We start from the raw sequence: 15,733 nt of genomic DNA, 5'->3' as shown, positions 1-15,733 counted from the left end.
CACCATGGCGTGAAGTCACTTTTCGGGATGTCAGACTATGAGCGTAGCGAATTCGCGGTGAAGGCCACTGGTCAGGGCCTTGTCAGCGTCATCGTTCCTGTGTATCAATCGGAGCGATATGTGGATTCCTGCTTGGCGAGCATCTCGCAGCAGACGTATCGGAACCTTGAGATCATCGTGATTGACGACGGTTCTTGGGATAGGTCTGCTGCAATATGCGACAAGTGGGCCGAGCAGGACAATAGGATCCGAGTGACTCATCAAACGAATAGCGGTCTCTCCGGCGCGCGAAACGTCGGGCTCGATCAGGCGACGGGTTCATTCATCACTTTCGTGGACAGTGATGACCTGATTTCTCCAATTTTCGTGGAGCGCCTCGTCGCCGAAATGCAAGATTCGGACATCGACATCGCGGTAATGGATCTCACTCCTTTTACGGATGTATCAAGCCCCCGCTACACCATGGGGGGCGGGGTAGAGCGCGCAGACGCACGGGATTACTGGGTGGGTGTCGTGAACCGTGGTCGAGGTTTCGAGGCATGCGGACGAATGTATCGTTCGTCTCTCTTTGATTCACTTAGGTTCATTCCAGGCCTGATCTACGAGGATCTGGAGATCATGCCCCGACTGCACTTGGCCGCACGGCAGGTTGTCTTTGTAGATGCCCAGCTTTACGGGTACCGGCAGCATGCCGACAGCATTATGAGTTCCAGCCGGTGCTCGCCCTCTACTGATCTTCTCCGCGTGCTCAAGGAGAACATCGAAGGCGTGGGCGACTGGCCTGTTTCGTCAGTCACAAAGAGACGTCTCGTCGGGGGCTACTTAGTCCATGCGGCCAAAAGCATCGAGCCTAAGCGTCTTGATATACGTGCGACGGTCGACCCTGTATACGCCGTCGCGTATAAGGCCCTCATGCGGAGAAGTCTCTTGGCGATTCTTAGGAGTCCGGACCTAGGTTTCGTATACAAGGCACTGATGGTGAGTTCGGGGGTTTCCGTGACCCTCTTTGAAGGGTCAATGCGCTGGGCAGCCCGAGCGAAGGCATGCGGAATTCCAGGGATTCGTAGGCGGGGAAGGCGTGCGTGACGCCACTGAGTCAGGTGCGCGACCGGCGAGCGCTTGAAGCTCGAGATCTCCGCTGATGCAGAAGGCGACTGGTGAGGTCTGGCAGCGCGAATGCGGTCAGGCGCAGGAGTGCAGAATCCCTTGGAAGTCGGCCAGTCGGCGCGTCGCGGCACCATGACCGAATCAATGTGCGGAAGCGTGCAACGTCCTCCATGTCCCGCCCCTCCGCCTTTGCGACCGCAAGGAGTTGGAGCTTGTTCCTGAGAGCCTGTTCCCAAGCCCATTTCTCGGCCATGGCCTCACCCGCGCTCCGGAACAGTCGACGTTGGTGTTCGAAGGCTGATATGGCGTCGGCCAATCGACCCGACGACTCGTCAGCTCCAGTGATGCTAGACCCGCGTTGTCGGTACATGTAGAGAGGCTCTGGCGATACAACGGCGCCACCCATGGAGAGTATTGTAGGCATGATGTATTCGTCTTCATGCACCATACCTTCGGGGAACCGCACGCCCACCCACGTGTTGGACCGGTACAGCTTTCCCCAAACCGTGGAAAATATTGTATGCAACGGTCCGGCGAAGAAGTGTGTAACTTCGGTGGGCGTGAGCAGATCGCTCCCCAGTGGATATATGTTGAAGTCGGACCCGGGAACGCGCGTGAAGTTCGTCATGGCCATGTGAGCGGACGGATTTTCTGCGAGCGCCGCCATCGTCGTTGTTAAGAACTCTGGACCCCACCAGTCGTCAGCATCTAGAAATGTGACAAAGTCCCCTTTGCTATGGTCAAGCCCGGCGTTTCGCGCCGCACTAACACCTAGATTTTCTTGGTGAATCACCGTGACCCGATTATCGCGATTGGCATAGGCGTCGCAAATCTGAAATGACCCATCTGTCGAGCCGTCGTCAATGAGCAGGACCTCGACAGACTGCACTGCTTGCGTTAGGACAGAATCTAGACACTTGGGCAAATAGTCTGCAACGTTGTGAACGGGTATGATCACGCTCACTAGAGGCGCTCGCACGACAGCATCAGTCCTAGGTGTTCTTTGAGTTATTGCCAGGGTCCACTCTCATTCCGAGCCGCAGATTCAGGCCGTCAATGGCTCCACGCCACGGCAAAATCGCGTCGGCTTTGGGTGCGCCAGACCGAATCAGACTGTATGAGCCTTTCACTGCGCCACCGAGGCTTGTGACCAGAGGGGCGAGAGGGCCTCCGTACCTGCGAGCGAGGGCGGTTGAGTTCCGAACGGAATAGTAGCGGCGCCAAGCGGCCTTGTCCCTCGCCGTTTTGATGGTGCGGGACCGAAGCCCGAGAGCGCCGCTCGCAGTTCTGGCGTCAAGCATTGCCCCGCCGTCCGCGCACAGGCGGTAACCGTGGCTTCTCAGCTGTAGTCCTAGAGATGCTTCCTCGAAGCCCCAAAAGAACTCCGTGTCAAATCCGGGCACCGTCCGAAGTGCCCCAACTCGGTACATGGGCTGCGATCCCCCGAAGAGCACATCCAGATCCACAACGCCGCTCAAGTCTTTGTCTTCGAGCCGGCGGAAGGTTCCGCTCCACGGTTTGTAGGTGCTTCCTCCTACGCCGACCCCCGCCACGGATGGATCTTGGCGATACAGTTCCTGGCCAAGATCCCAGAGATCTCGGAGCACTGTGGATGTCCGAGGTGGATCGTCGTCATCGATGAGTAGCACCCAGTCATCGGTGCCAGCCTGTTGCACTATGTGCTGCAGCCCGAGCGCGAACCCGCCCGCCGGTCCGATGTTGGTTCTCGCGTCCAAGTAGACGGCACTCACGGCGTCTGCTATCGACTGCACCGCGTGATCAGAGCCGTTGTCCACGATGACAAGGTTGGTAGGCGGGCGAGTCTGATCCAGGATGCAAGCCAACGTACTCCTGAGCACCTCTGGCCTTTGGAAGGTGACTGCCAGGCCCCACAGTGTGGGCGATCGGTGGGTGCTGTCAGGGCCCGTCACGGGCATGACTCTAACGGCCAGAACGTCCCCCTGTTTGGAAATTAAGCTGGTCACAGCGACTAGAGCGCTATTCTGCTGGCAGGCTCAGTCTGTCGCCCAATAGATGGTGTCAGACTCGGCGTTGAGCTTGTTCAGGTACGGCGTTTATCCAGGCTCAAGGAATGGAGGCAGCAAGGGTGGCAGGCGGGCAGATACCGCGGACCTTGCACCGCGTCCTTGTCCGCGGGTACGACCCTGGCCTTGCTGCGGAGGACTGGTGGATCAGGTTTCAGCGGCTGCACCCAGCGTGGGAGCTGAAGACGTGGGGCGACCCTCATGCTCAGGACTGGGAGCTGGGCCACCTTTTCGATTCATGTACGAGCGGCGCGCAACTTGCCGACCTCATGCGGTTGGAGATCCTATGGCGCGAGGGTGGTGTGTATGTCGATTCCGACGTCGAGCCATTCAAGCCCTTGGACTCCCTCCGCAACTTGGGTTGCTTCATTGGGACGGAGGATGGAGAGCACATCTCAACGGGCGTCATTGGGGCGGTTCCGGGGCATCCGGCCGTTCGCGAGCTGATCGACGAACTCGCCAAGTTCCGGGAACTCCCGAGCGATAGGCCTGCGAACGAAGTCACGGGTCCAGGGTTGGTGACGCGACTATTCGATGGAAGGTCGGACGTCACGGTCCTACCCCGCGAGATGTTCTATCCCTACGGCCCGATGACAGGTGTCAGCTACACGGATGTCTGGCTCACCCCACACGTGGTGTGTGCGCATCACTGGGCGGCGACGTGGGTCGAGCCGTCTACAGGTCCTTCATTACGGCGTAGATTTCGCATCAAGTTGGGACTCTTGAAGCGACGGTTGCGGCGGCAAGGAGCTGTTCTCAGTCGGTCCCTGCGTTCGGCTACCGAATCCGAACCCCAAGTTCGAGAGACCGAACAACAACTTGATCGAGCCTTACGGGCACTGATTCGGCCGGGCGACTGGTGTGTGTTGGTTGGTGAGGATGCAAGCAATGCGACCGAGCTGGCCAGCAACTTGGTAGCGCGCTGGGGGCGGGTCACTGTGGTTGACTCGCGTTCTCCCGAACTGCCCACCCGAGGAGACGGATGGCCAGACCCCGAACATGTGTCAACGCTAGACCGATCGAGCGTTGCCGATGGGGTCCTTGCAAGCGGGGCGTGGCGAACCGTAGTGCTGTCTGCTGCTAGCGACCTGGCTATTGAACCGTTCGTTGCAGATCACCTGGGTCGAGGAGCCGTTGACTATGCCGTCGTCTTCTCACCGCGGGGGATGACACGTACAGAAGAGGTGTCTGCGCAGGGGGTGCTAAGGGGGTACGGACTGACTCCAGATGCACGGGTCATGGATCTCGCCCGATTAGGTGTAGATCAGATCTCGCGCCGAAGGGTACTGGTCTTCGCTCGCAGCGGCGCGATTCAAGAAATCGCCACCACGCCAGCGTAAGACCCTACGCCGGCCTAGCGACATCGGTTTGTATTAGGGCGTTCTGCAAGTAAAGCAGCGACCGAGTGCGCTCAGCGGTGATTCGCGAGGTCACCGCCTCGTAGTCGATTGGATTGAAGTTCGGGAGTCCGGCCCCGTGAGGAACCAGCCGCGAAGACAAATCGACTATATCGAGAAGGTTTGCTACGCGAGAGGACTGCGACGTGGCGTCCCCTGGTGCGAAGCGATCGTAGGCAAGGAACTGCTTCTCCAGAATGAGAGACAGCGCGATCCCGTGGAACGAGTCGGTCACAACATATTCGGCGTTCGCAATGAGGCCCAAGAACTGCCTCGGTCCGCACTTTTCCGGGGGCAAGGAACGTGTCGCATCTAGACCGGCAAGCGTTGGCTTCGGGACGACAACGAGAGGGAGGCCCTTGCGAGCCGCGAAGGCCTCGCTGGCTCGCATATGGCCATCGTTGTTCCCCAAGAAGTAGGCAAGGGCGTAGGGAGTCTCCATCGCTGGCGCATCTGCTAGCTCGATCCACTTCGTCGGCGAGAGGAGAAAGGTGGGATCTAGCACGACCTCAATCTCCGCGGTGGTCACTTCGGAGAGCAGTTGCCGACCACGCTCTTCACGAACGGACACGTGGTTTAAACGCTCAATCAGCGACGCATAGGTAGTCCTCAAGTCACTCGGAAGTGCGTCGCGTCCGAGGCTTGGCGCGTACGAAATCTTCTCGACTGCGTCCGTGACGAAGTCCAACATGTACACCGGGTCGAATGATCCGGGAGACCAGATTTGATCGCTGCCGCAGACGATTGCTCTATAGCGCTTGTTCAAACGACCGAGTGCCTGGGGAGTCGTAATCAGTCGGGATTGAGGGAGGTGGTGGCGCTGGAACTCATTGAACGCTGGATTGGTCCCATCGTCCAGATTCAACAGTCTCTTGAGTCTTCGATAAAGGAAGCGCTTGAGGTCCAGGAGTGGACGTCTATGACGACGGTTTTCGCGTCGATAGTTGATGAGGTCACAACTATAGCCGAGGCTCCTAATGTGCTCCACCATTGCATATGCCTGTAGTGCACTTCCGTAATTCTCGTGGTGATGCCACGTGAGAACTCCAACGTCCTTCTTCATCGGAGCCGTCTGGTGTACCGGCTGTTCAGGCCATTCATCATGAGAGACTCACGACTCCTGGATCCGAAAGGAGTTCTGGTAGTACGCATTTGTAGACGCGAGGACCTTTGGGTGGGCGAACGCAGTCACCTCGCCGTTCTCGATTACTGCAATCTTGTCACAGAGATCCAGTGTCGACATTCGGTGCGCAATTATCACCATTGTCACACTTCCGTGCAGCTGTGCAAGAGAATTCCGGATCAGTTCCTCACTTCTGCTGTCCAGGGCAGAAGTGGGTTCGTCCAGGATCAGAAGTTCAGGCTCGGTCGCCAGCGAGCGGGCGATTGAGAGCCGTTGACGCTGACCCCCGGAGAGTCGAGTACCTCGCTCGCCCAAGTGAGTGGCGAAGCCCTCGGGTAGCGCGAGAATGTCGTTCAGAATGTTGGCGCGCTCGGCTGCTCGGTGGATCTCTTCATCGACGATGCCCTCGCGGAAGAATCGTATGTTCTCAGCAACCGTGCCTGTCATGAGTGCAGGCTCTTGAGCTACGAAGGACACCCGCTCCGTCCACCAAGTGCGGTCCATCGTTGCTAGGTCTAGTCCGCCCACCAAGACTTGGCCCGCATCGGGTTCGCGCAGTCCAAGGAGGAGCTGGGCCACGGTGGACTTGCCTGCGCCGGATGGTCCAATCACCCCGACCATCTCTCCACGTTGGATGCAGATGGTCGCTGAACGTAGTGCCAGCCTGTCCGATTCGTATGCAAAAGAAACTTCTTGCAGAGCGAGAGGGGTCACGTTGTCGGACCGTTTCGACGCAGCGGCGGCTGGGTTTGCCAAGTAGCCACTTATCGCCGCATTGACCGTGTGAAGGTAAGGCTGGGCCATAGATATTGCACCTGACACGGACAGGATCTGCTGTGCATAACTAAGTGACCGCATCATGAGCAAGAGCACTGCTCCGATTGCACCCAGATTACCAATACTTATGGTACTCGCCCAGCCCGCACCAGCCAAGATGGCTGAATAGGCAAGAAAGGTATAGACCGGCGTCAGAGTTCCGGTTGTGAAGTTCGCTCGGCGCCGATCCTCTGCCGCAGTCTTTGCGAGGCTGTCAATTCGCTCTTTGAAGCTTCCGCGAACACCAAACGTCTGCATCTCACGTCCGAGTGACCCCAGCTCGGCCACGGATGCGACGAAAGCCAAGGTGCTGGTCGTGCTGCGGTGGGACTGACGCCGAATCAGGCTACGTAGGGGAGTGACGATGCCGCCCAAGATCGCTAAAGCGCCAAGCACCGCCAACGTTGCCTGTGGTTGCACGAAAAAACCAGTGCCGATGAATCCGATAAGACTGAGCGCTGCGGATATCCCCTGTGTCAGCGATGTCATCGCCAGATTGACCTGAACGACGAATGATCCCATGAGTTCTTGCAGGCGCCCTGAGGGCTCGGCTTGTTGTGTCTTCCAGTCGGAGTCGAAGAATGCGTGGGATAGGCGCTTTCTATAGTCGACTGTGACCATCGCGCCGAGATCAGCGGTAATCTTTGCGGTCAGCAGGCCTAGGATCAATCGCGCAATCAACGCTGCGCTGGCAAGTCCGAGAACCGTTGATCTCGATTCCAGGGGGCCAGTCACAGGAAGCGTTGGTAGTTCCCCGCTTGCCAAGCTCAGCATGAGTCCAGTGATCAGCACCAGGAAGCCAGCTTCAAGGAGACCGCCGACGAACGAGGCCGATGAAAGGGTTGTGATCTTCCGTCGGTAAGGCTTGGCCAAGTCGAGGACAAAACTCAGTCCAGACTTGGACTTGTTCGTTTGTTCGCTCATGCTCCTTCGCCCTCTTGTGCAGCGCTCGTCGACGCCTGGGTGCGACGCAGGCCTCGGGCTCGTTGGAGGTGGTTCGCCTCGGTCGTATAGACGGCCAGTGAGCGCGCAGCAACTTTCCGCTGATCGAACTCCGCTTGAGCGCGCATTCTTGCGGCGGTGCCGAGACGTCGTCGCAGTCCGGCGGAGTCGAGGATCCGCAAGACGGCCTGCGTGAGTGCTGTGGCGTTTGCGGGAGCGGCGAGCAGGAGGTGTTCTTCATGCCTTCCGACCTCGCGGCAGCCTCGGATGTCGGACAACACCATCGCGGCGCCGCAGGCAGCAGCCTCCATGGACGCGCGTGAGAACCCTTCGCGATACGACGCCAGGACGAAGACGTCCAACGCCGAGTAGATCGCCGGCATGTCGGTGCGCTCGCCGATGAAGCGAACCGAGTCCTGGTGCGGCACCTTCGTGTCGACGTCGGTGTTGTCCTTAGGGCCGACCCAGATGAAGGTCGCGCGATCGCCCAGTGCGGATGCAGCTTGGGCGTACTCCGCGAGGCCCTTCTCCCGCACCCGCCGGCCGATGGTTCCGACGAGGAGCTCATCATCAGCGATCCCCAGCTCTGCGCGAACTCGGGCGCGCCCATCTGGGTCAGGCTGGAAGCGCTCCAGATCGACGCCATTGCCGACAACTTCATGTTTGCCGCGCTTGAGGAACGGCCGCAACGTGTCGCGGTCGGCCGAGTTCTGGAACAACTCGTAGTCAGAGAAGCGAATCGCGAATGCCTCGGCGCCATAGACGAGCGCACGTTTGAGCCACCGATCCTCTGGTCTCGCCCAGAGCCCGTGACAGGTGTTGACGACCACCGGGACCCCCGCCATACGTCCGGCAATGCGTCCCATGATGCCCGTCTTGGGGTTGTGAGTGTGGAGGACATCGAGGTCGAGGGTGCGCAGGGTCCGGAGCAACTCGACGAACGCGCGTGCATCCTGAAGGGGAGCCCAGGATCGTGTGAGCTCGGGAAGGGGCACATGTCTCACCCCCAACGCGGTGACGCGTTGCACATAGGGGCCGGGTGCGCTGATTCCGAAGACTTCGTGGCCCTCCTCGACGTCCACCTCGAGCTCCGTCGACAGGAGCAGGGCGAGGCTCATGTCAATCGTCGTCAGATGCGCAAGGCGCACGACGGCCTCACCCCCTCACGTAGATCGACAGCCACAGCGGGCCATCCTGCCAAACGGGATCGGGTGCTGAGTACATATTCCGCAAAGCGGCGGTCGGGTGCGCTCAGGGCGGCTAAACTTTGGTGGTCAGTCTCGTTTTCGGAAGGTGCAGGTCATGGTGACGCGGGGGACTCCCGGAAGCAGCAGTGGCAGATCTAGGGGTCGCGGTCAGGGCGTGAAAGCGTGACGCTGCAGGACTACTTCAAGGTTTTCCGCCACCGCTGGATCATCATCGTGATCTGTGCCTTGGTGGCGGGCGCTATCACGTGGTTCATCACGCCGGCCAGCAGTGACACGACCAAGAAGGTCGGTTCCTACACTGCGACAGCGACCATGCTCGTGACAGCCAAGGCGTCCTCCGCAGCGACCGCCGTGGCTCCCAATCTCGATCGTGTGGCCTTGTATCTGAAGACTGGAGAGGTGCCCAAGCGGGCGGCCAAGAAGGTCGGCTACGAAGGCGACCCAGCTGTCCTGGCATCGGGACTGACCGTGGTGACGGATCCGGCGGCCCAAGCCATCACGGTTGCAGCCACCGCGTCGGACGGCAAGCAGGCCGCGGCGGTCGCCAACGCATTCGCCAACGAGACCATCAACTACATCAAGGAGAAGCCGCGCGCGGGCGTGGAGAACGCGCGGCTCGAAGTCCTCCAGACCGCGACACCTATCCCGACTGCGGGATCCGACGGGGGCTTTGTCATTCCACCCGGGCGGGGACCGCGCACCGCGATTGCGACTCTTCTCGGCGTCCTCGTTGGCCTGGGTCTCGCACTCCTCCTTGACCGGCTGGACTCGCGACTGCGAACGCGCAGCGAGATCCACAATGCCCTGCAGATGCCAATCATCGCCGAGGTGCCACGACTCAAGCGCGCCCAGCGCAGTCGAGCGAGCATCGCTGTAGCCACCGACCCGCTCAGCATCTACAGCGACGGATACCGCGCAGCGCGCACTGCGTTGGTGCACACCACGGGTCAGGTCATGCCCGGGGACTACACTCCTCGACGCGCGGCCAGTGAAGTGCCTGAGAAACAGGCTGCGACGGGTGCCCGACTCATTGTCGTGACCTCGGCCCATGCGGCAGAGGGCAAGACGACCAGCGTGGCCAACCTTGCTGCAAGTTTTGCCGAAACCGGCCAGCGCGTTCTCGTCCTGGACGCCGACCTGCGCTCACCGGACGTGCACAACGTCTTCGATGTCCCGCAGGGAGCTGGGATCTCGGATTACCTCAGTGATGTCAGTGGGGACGCCTCCTTGGCCTCGCTCATGCGACCGACCAGCGTGCCGGGCGTGCGAATCATGTCGGCAGGATCCAGTTTGGCGCACCCGGCTGCGCTCGCGAGTCGAATGAGTCACCTGCTCGACGAAGCACGCGGGATGGCTGATGTTGTCCTCATCGACACCGCACCCTTGCTCGAGGCAAGTGATGTCTTCGACATCCTGCCCATGGTCGACACGCTCCTGCTGGTCGTGCGGAGCGGTCGCCTCACGGAGGTCGCCGGGAACCGAGTCGCGGAGCTTGTCGGTCGGTTCCAGGTGCCGGTCAGTGGCGTGCTCATTGTCGGCGCGCCCACGAAACGGGCCGATGCCTACGGATATGGGTATGGCGACGATCGCATGTCCAAGCGCAAGGCCAAGCGGGCCCGAAAGGGTGCGCGCAGCCGGCAGTCGGGACCTGTCGGGCCTCCGACCGGACACATGGGTGACTTCTTCGACGACGCCGAGCAGCCGGAGAGCCGCCGCTCCCGCCGCACCTCGTCCTCGGCCTGACGGTCAATGTCGGCTCTGCCGCGCCACGTCGTCACGGGCGCGCTCGCCCTGATCGTCGGCCTCGTGGTCGCCGCCATCTTTCGGGTGGCCGTGGGCACCAACTCATACAACTTCTGGGGCGCGGTCATCGTCATCCCCATCGCGGTGGCCATCAACGTTGCCCTCGTGCGGAAGGTGTCCAGGAAGTCCGCTGACGCATGGCTGCCGAGCATCCTCGGCACGGCGCTGGCGCTGAAGATCGTCGGAGCCCTGGCTCGCTATTACGTGGCGTACGTGCTCTACGCAGGGCAGGCAGACGCTCAGCGCTACAACCTGTACGCGGCCGCGCACTACCCGCTCTGGCGCAACGGCATCTTCCGATTCGAGCAGGGGGGCAAACAGGGCACGGAGTACATGGAGGCAATCACCACGGCCCTGTACACCGTCATCGGGCCCTCCCCGCTGGCCGCATTCGTCATCTTCGCGCTCTTCGCCTTCTGGGGCCAGTACCTCCTCTATCGGGCGTTCTGCATCGCTCTCCCGGAGGGCAACCGCAAGCGGTATGCCGTGCTTGTTCTCATGCTTCCGTCGCTTCTGTATTGGCCATCGAGCATCGGCAAAGAATCGTGGCTGATGTTCTTCATGGGCGTTACCGCGCTCGGGGTGGCCAAGTTCTTCTCCCGATCAGGAGGGGCGTTCCTGCTGTTGTTCGTGGGCGCCGCCGGCACGGCGCTGTTGCGGCCGCACCTGTCCGTCCTGCTCTTCGCGGCGCTGTTCGTGGCACAGCTGTTCCGACCTGCGCGTGTCAAAGGGGCCGGTCTGGTCAGCAAGGTAGCGGGGGTCTTGGTTCTGGGAGCATCGGCGCTCCTCCTCACCAGCCAGTCGGCGAGTTTCCTAGGAATCGACGATCTCTCAGTCCAAGCCGTTTCGGACACCATCGATGAGGCATCCCAACAGGCCAGCAAGGGCGGGGCCGGCACTTCAGCCTTCGACTCGAGGCCAATCAGTTCACCGGTTGACCTCCCGCGCGCCATAGTGACCGTGCTGTTCAGACCCTTCCCGTTCGAGGCCCACAACGCTCAGATGCTGGTGCAGAGTCTGGAGGGCCTGCTGCTCATCTACCTCCTCGTGAAGGCCTGGCCGCAGTTGCGGATGCTCCCCAGCATCCTCAAGCGCAACCCCTACGTGACGTTCTGTGTCGTCTACACCATGGCCTTCATTTGGGCCTTCTCCGGCTTCGGTAACTTCGGCCTCCTTGCTCGACAACGAGTCCTGATGATTCCGTTCTTCCTCGTGCTGCTGGCGCTCCCGAGCGTCGACACCCTCAAGCAACAGTTCGCCTACCGACCCAGGGAGCGTGTGCGTGTCCATCGTTGATCCGCAGATCGGCCGCCGGCGTCTCAAGCAGGCCCTCGCGCTGGTCGCACGGACCCAGTCGGCCTCCGGCGCAACGCTGCTCATCTACCACCGGATCGGTGGCGGCACCGCCGACGAGCTCGACCTGCCCACGGCGAGCTTCGAGCGCCAGCTCGACCTTCTCGCCAGTCATGACGTCGTCCACCTCGACGCGGCCCTCGACCGCCTCGACGCCGATGACACGACCCCGTCCGTCGTCCTCACCTTCGACGACGGCTTCGACGACGTCTTCACCAACGCGTGGCCCATGCTGCGCGAGCGTCGCATCCCCTTCACCGTCTACCTCGCCTCGGGCTTCGTCGGCGACACGATGGTGTGGGAGGGCTCGACCGCCAAGGGCGAAGCCGGCCGTGGCATGACGTGGGACCAGCTCGGCGAGCTCGTCGCCTCGGGCCTGTGCACCATCGGCAACCACACCCACGGGCACGTGCGTCCGGAGGTGCTGACTGAGGCCGATCTCGATGCCTGCACCGAGCTCGTCCAACAGCGCCTCGGCATCACCACCGATCACTTCACGTATCCGTGGGGCATCCCTGTGCCCGCCATGGATGACGCGCTTAGGACGCGCTTCCGCAGTGCGTCGACAGGTGAGCTCGGCCGCAACCTGCCCGCCACCGACCGGGTGCGCCTTCAGCGTGTCCCCGTGCGGCAGTCCGACCCTCCCGAGTTTTTCGCGCGGAAGCTCACCGGAGGCCTGGGTCCCGAGCGCGCCTACGCCGCCGCCGTCAGGCTCGCCAAGACGGTGGGGGCAAGGGCCTAGTCTCGACCGACAAGGGTGGCGTACCGGCTCTCCTGTGCGGCCACCGCGTGACGGATGTCGTATGCCGTGGCTCGCTCCCGCGCAGCCGCACCCATGCGTTCGCGCAGGCCTTCATCGGCGGCCAGGGTGACGAGTGCATCCGCCAAGGCTGTCGAGTCGCCGGCGGGCACGAGTCTGCCCTCGACGCCATCGGTGACCTGCTGGGGGAGCCCGCCGACTTTTGTTGCCACGACGGGCAGCCCAGCGGCGAAGGCCTCCATGACTGCAACGGGCAGACCCTCGTGTGCTGAGGCAAGAGTGAAGACGTCGGCGGCAGCCATGAGGTCGTGGACGTCGCGCCGAAAGCCAAGGAACTGGAAGCGGTCGCCGAGCCCCAGAGTCCCGTGCAGCACGGCCATGTCGTCGACGAGTGGTCCTTGCCCGACCGCCGCGAATCGCAGACGTGGCTCGCGCCCGGATGCGTTGACCGCTGCCCGCAGGAGGTTCGGGTAGTCCTTGTTGTGCCGCAGGTTGGCGACCGTGAGCGACAGGACCTCGTCATCCCCGATGCCGAGCTCCGCCCGCAGCCGCGCACGTGCATCGGGAGACGGACGCACAGCGGCCGGGTCGATGCCGTGGATCAGCACGTCGAAGCCGTCGCGTCGCGAGGGCCAGACGGTGTCCTTCACCTGGTCCGAGACCGCCCAGTGGTGCGCGTCGAGTGGAGTCGTCGCGGCGTTGAGCAACCGCGTGGGCGTGCGGTGACTCGTCCACTCGTTGTGCTCGGTGACGACGACGGCCGGCCGGCCGGAGGCCTGGAGAGTCCTGGCGATCACGCGAGCTGCCGAGGCGAGGACGGGCGAGTGAGCGTGGACGACGTCCACTTCGAGCATGGCTCGGCGCAGGTCCGTGACCCATGCGGTGCGGCCGCCGGAGGCGCCGAGGCGTTCGGGGGTGAAGCCGAGGGCTTCGAACTCCGGGACGAGGTGCGTCTTGTCCGGACGGACATAGGCGACGCGGTAGTCGAAGCGCTCGCGGTCCACGACGCCGGCGGAGAGCAGGAGCAGCTGTTCGGCGCCACCCGGGCCGAGGCCCTTGACGAGCCAGAGGACACGGATCCGGCCGTCCCGCGCTGATCCAGAAGCCACGTGAGCACCTTCCCGCAAGCGGCGAAATGAGGGCGGGTCTGCCGCCTAGACTCGGCGAGGCTACCAATGAGGAACAGGGGCAGGGATGAGCGCGGTGAAGGCGGAGGATCTCGTCGTCAGGGAGGCCGTCCCCGATGACGACGCGACGGCGCTGCCGATGCTGCGTGAGTCACTCGGCAAGGTCGACGACCCGCACTACGAATCGTTCCTCAGGTGGAAGCACAAGGACAACGCCTTCGGTGTCTCCCCGGCATGGGTCGCTCTGCACGACGGCGTCGTCGTCGGCTACCGCACCTTCCTGCGCTGGGAGTTCCTCACGCCCGAAGGCAAGACCTTGCGCGCGGTGCGTGCGGTCGACACCGCGACCGACCCGGCATACCGAGGCTTGGGCATCTTCCGCACCCTCACGCTCCAGGGCGTCGCCGACCTCACCCGCGCGGGTGACGGGATCGTCTTCAACACACCCAATGACCAGAGCCGCCCCGGCTATCTCAAGATGGGCTGGAGCCTGGCTCGTCGGCTCCCGGTCGGTGTCATGCCACGTGGTCCTCGTGCGCTGGTCGCGATGGCGACCTCCAAGGTCCCGGCCAGCCTCTGGTCCGAGCAGACCGAGGTGGGTCTGGATGCTGCCACGGCGTTCGCGGACCCGGACCTGACGAAGGGCCTCCTGACGCATGCCCCGCAGTCGGGGGTGCGCACGAGGCGCACGCCGGAGTACCTCTTGTGGCGGACGGCCTTCGGTCCCCTGCGCTACCGCGTGCTGCTCGCGAAGCCCGACGACCCGACGGCCGGTGGCATGGTCTTCCGGCTGCGCCGCCGGGGCGATGCGCTCGAGGCGGCGATCCTCGAGCAGTTCGTGTCCGACGCCATCGTCGGGTCACGCCTCGTGCGGTCGGTGCTCCACGAGACCGGCGCCGACTACGCGATCGGGCTGCGCTCCGGACGGTCGGCCGGCCTGTTGCCGCTCCCGAAGCAGGGTCCGCTCCTCACGACGAGGCCCTTGGCAGCCTCGCCGCCGTCACCCAAGGACTGGGCTCTCACCCTCGGTGACATCGAGCTATTCTGAGTTTCCGTCATGGCGCTGGCGTCCCGAGGCGCCGGCCCAGCCGATGACGATCCCGACTGCGAGGACCACGGAGCCGAACTCGAGCAGATGGTCCGCCATCGAGTGCACGAGCAGGGCTGCCACTGCGGCGACCGCGATGACGGCGTGCGGGGTGCTTCCCCGAGCCGCCCATAGCATGGCTGCGAGCACCATGGCGTCCAGGAGTGTCACGCCCACCCACCCGGTCTCGGCACCGACCTGGAGGATCGACGAGTGCGCGGCCATGGTGTCGGGGTCCAACGAGAGCACTGTTCGTTCGGCAAACGACCCGGGTCCCGAACCCGTGAGCGGTCGCTCCGACCACAGCTGCGCGGCGTCCTGCCACAGTCGCTCGCGCACTGGGTCGAAGGCGCGAACGGCCCACTCCGGGAAGGGTGTCGACTCAGCGGCCCGGAGGATGACCCACCCGGCGAAGCCCACTGCGAGCGCGCCGACGGCCACGGACATGGCGGTCCACCAACGGCGTGCGGGTCGCAGCCACACAGCAAGGGCAACGACCGTGAAGACGGGCAATGCCACTGCGGTGCCGGCGGTGGAACGGTTGAGAGCGACGGCCACCACCCCAAGGGCGAGGGCGACGAGGACGCCACGACGTCTCTCCCGAGCCGTGGAGAGCAGGGCCAGGCCGCAGATCGCCACGAACTGCACCGCCAGCGCGGCGTTGGCGTTGGTGTAGCCCGTGGGCCCCTTGCCCGGCTCGGTGACCATGACGACCCCGATGACGAGGATGAGCTCGGCGATGACGAGGGCAACGCGCACGGCCACAGAGTCGGCATGCCGGGCGACGACACCTCCGAGGCAGACGCCGGCGAGCAGCACCAACGGGCACAGCAGGTAGGGGAGTGCCGGGGACAGGCCCCAGCCCGAGCGGACGACGGCGACCACGGACCAGCCCCACCAGAGGGCCAGTGGTGCGAGCGCCGCAGCACCACCCCAGCCGAGGTGCTCGCGGACGCCCCTCACGA

General features: G+C 63.0%; 13 protein-coding genes. 6 read left to right on the top strand and 7 right to left on the bottom strand.

What is annotated here, in order from left to right:
* The first annotated feature begins 9 nt into the window (after positions 1-9).
* Entirely contained in the window at positions 10-1,086 is a 1,077-nt protein-coding gene (locus N803_RS17235) for a glycosyltransferase family 2 protein (RefSeq protein WP_156969606.1), read from the top strand.
* A 10-nt stretch (positions 1,087-1,096) separates the two neighbouring features.
* On the opposite strand, the gene N803_RS19135 is transcribed toward N803_RS17235, so the two are convergent.
* Entirely contained in the window at positions 1,097-2,065 is a 969-nt protein-coding gene (locus tag N803_RS19135; protein ID WP_169743018.1) for a glycosyltransferase family 2 protein, read from the bottom strand.
* A gap of 34 nt (positions 2,066-2,099) precedes the next feature.
* Positions 2,100-3,044 (bottom strand): glycosyltransferase family 2 protein, encoded by a 945-nt coding sequence (locus tag N803_RS17800; RefSeq protein ID WP_156969605.1) that lies wholly within the window; start codon positions 3,042-3,044, stop codon positions 2,100-2,102.
* A 155-nt stretch (positions 3,045-3,199) separates the two neighbouring features.
* On the opposite strand from N803_RS17800, the gene N803_RS19130 reads away from it, so the two are divergent.
* The gene (locus tag N803_RS19130) at positions 3,200-4,492 is read left to right on the top strand and encodes a glycosyltransferase family 32 protein (RefSeq protein ID WP_084763898.1); all 1,293 of its coding nucleotides are present in this window, start codon (positions 3,200-3,202) and stop codon (positions 4,490-4,492) included.
* A 4-nt stretch (positions 4,493-4,496) separates the two neighbouring features.
* On the opposite strand, the gene N803_RS01050 is transcribed toward N803_RS19130, so the two are convergent.
* From N803_RS01050 to N803_RS01035, 3 genes are read right to left on the bottom strand one after another with little or no spacing between them, the layout of a single operon-like run.
* Positions 4,497-5,612, bottom strand: a complete 1,116-nt coding sequence (locus N803_RS01050; RefSeq protein ID WP_084763897.1) for a polysaccharide pyruvyl transferase family protein — start codon at positions 5,610-5,612, stop codon at positions 4,497-4,499.
* A gap of 48 nt (positions 5,613-5,660) precedes the next feature.
* On the bottom strand, positions 5,661-7,412 hold the full coding sequence (locus N803_RS01040) for an ABC transporter ATP-binding protein (protein WP_084763896.1): 1,752 nt from the start codon (positions 7,410-7,412) through the stop codon (positions 5,661-5,663).
* Positions 7,409-8,548 carry a glycosyltransferase gene (locus N803_RS01035; RefSeq protein ID WP_084763895.1) on the bottom strand — a complete coding sequence of 380 codons (1,140 nt, stop codon included), beginning with the start codon at positions 8,546-8,548 and terminating at the stop codon, positions 7,409-7,411. The genes N803_RS01040 and N803_RS01035 overlap by 4 nt, the downstream gene beginning before the upstream one ends.
* Positions 8,549-8,800: 252 nt before the next feature.
* Here N803_RS01035 and N803_RS01030 point away from each other — a divergent pair, with 252 nt between their 5' ends.
* Genes N803_RS01030 through N803_RS01020 form a run of 3 tightly spaced genes read left to right on the top strand, consistent with a single transcriptional unit; the run spans position 8,801 to position 12,536 of the window.
* Positions 8,801-10,381 (top strand): CpsD/CapB family tyrosine-protein kinase, encoded by a 1,581-nt coding sequence (locus N803_RS01030; protein ID WP_035901860.1) that lies wholly within the window; start codon positions 8,801-8,803, stop codon positions 10,379-10,381.
* A gap of 6 nt (positions 10,382-10,387) precedes the next feature.
* The gene (locus tag N803_RS01025) at positions 10,388-11,737 is read left to right on the top strand and encodes a hypothetical protein (RefSeq protein ID WP_052111570.1); all 1,350 of its coding nucleotides are present in this window, start codon (positions 10,388-10,390) and stop codon (positions 11,735-11,737) included.
* On the top strand, positions 11,724-12,536 hold the full coding sequence (locus N803_RS01020) for a polysaccharide deacetylase family protein (RefSeq protein ID WP_052111569.1): 813 nt from the start codon (positions 11,724-11,726) through the stop codon (positions 12,534-12,536). Before N803_RS01025 ends, N803_RS01020 begins: the two co-directional genes overlap by 14 nt.
* Here the strand turns inward: N803_RS01020 and N803_RS01015 are convergent.
* Positions 12,533-13,663: a glycosyltransferase gene (locus N803_RS01015; RefSeq protein ID WP_035901857.1), complete on the bottom strand. Its 1,131-nt coding sequence runs from the start codon at positions 13,661-13,663 to the stop codon at positions 12,533-12,535. The genes N803_RS01020 and N803_RS01015 overlap by 4 nt on opposite strands.
* 85 nt (positions 13,664-13,748) lie before the next feature.
* Here N803_RS01015 and N803_RS01010 point away from each other — a divergent pair, with 85 nt between their 5' ends.
* Positions 13,749-14,729 carry a GNAT family N-acetyltransferase gene (locus tag N803_RS01010; protein WP_035901855.1) on the top strand — a complete coding sequence of 327 codons (981 nt, stop codon included), beginning with the start codon at positions 13,749-13,751 and terminating at the stop codon, positions 14,727-14,729.
* Here the strand turns inward: N803_RS01010 and N803_RS17230 are convergent.
* Positions 14,721-15,731, bottom strand: a complete 1,011-nt coding sequence (locus N803_RS17230) for an O-antigen ligase family protein (RefSeq protein WP_052111568.1) — start codon at positions 15,729-15,731, stop codon at positions 14,721-14,723. The two genes, N803_RS01010 and N803_RS17230, sit on opposite strands and share 9 nt — an antisense overlap.
* Positions 15,732-15,733: the final 2 nt, after the last annotated feature.

It is taken from the genome of Knoellia subterranea KCTC 19937 (genome assembly GCF_000768685.1).
Taxonomy (GTDB): Bacteria; Actinomycetota; Actinomycetes; order Actinomycetales; family Dermatophilaceae; genus Knoellia; species Knoellia subterranea.
The sequence above is the reverse complement of the archived record's forward strand: the minus strand, read 5'-3'. Positions and strand labels throughout refer to the sequence as shown.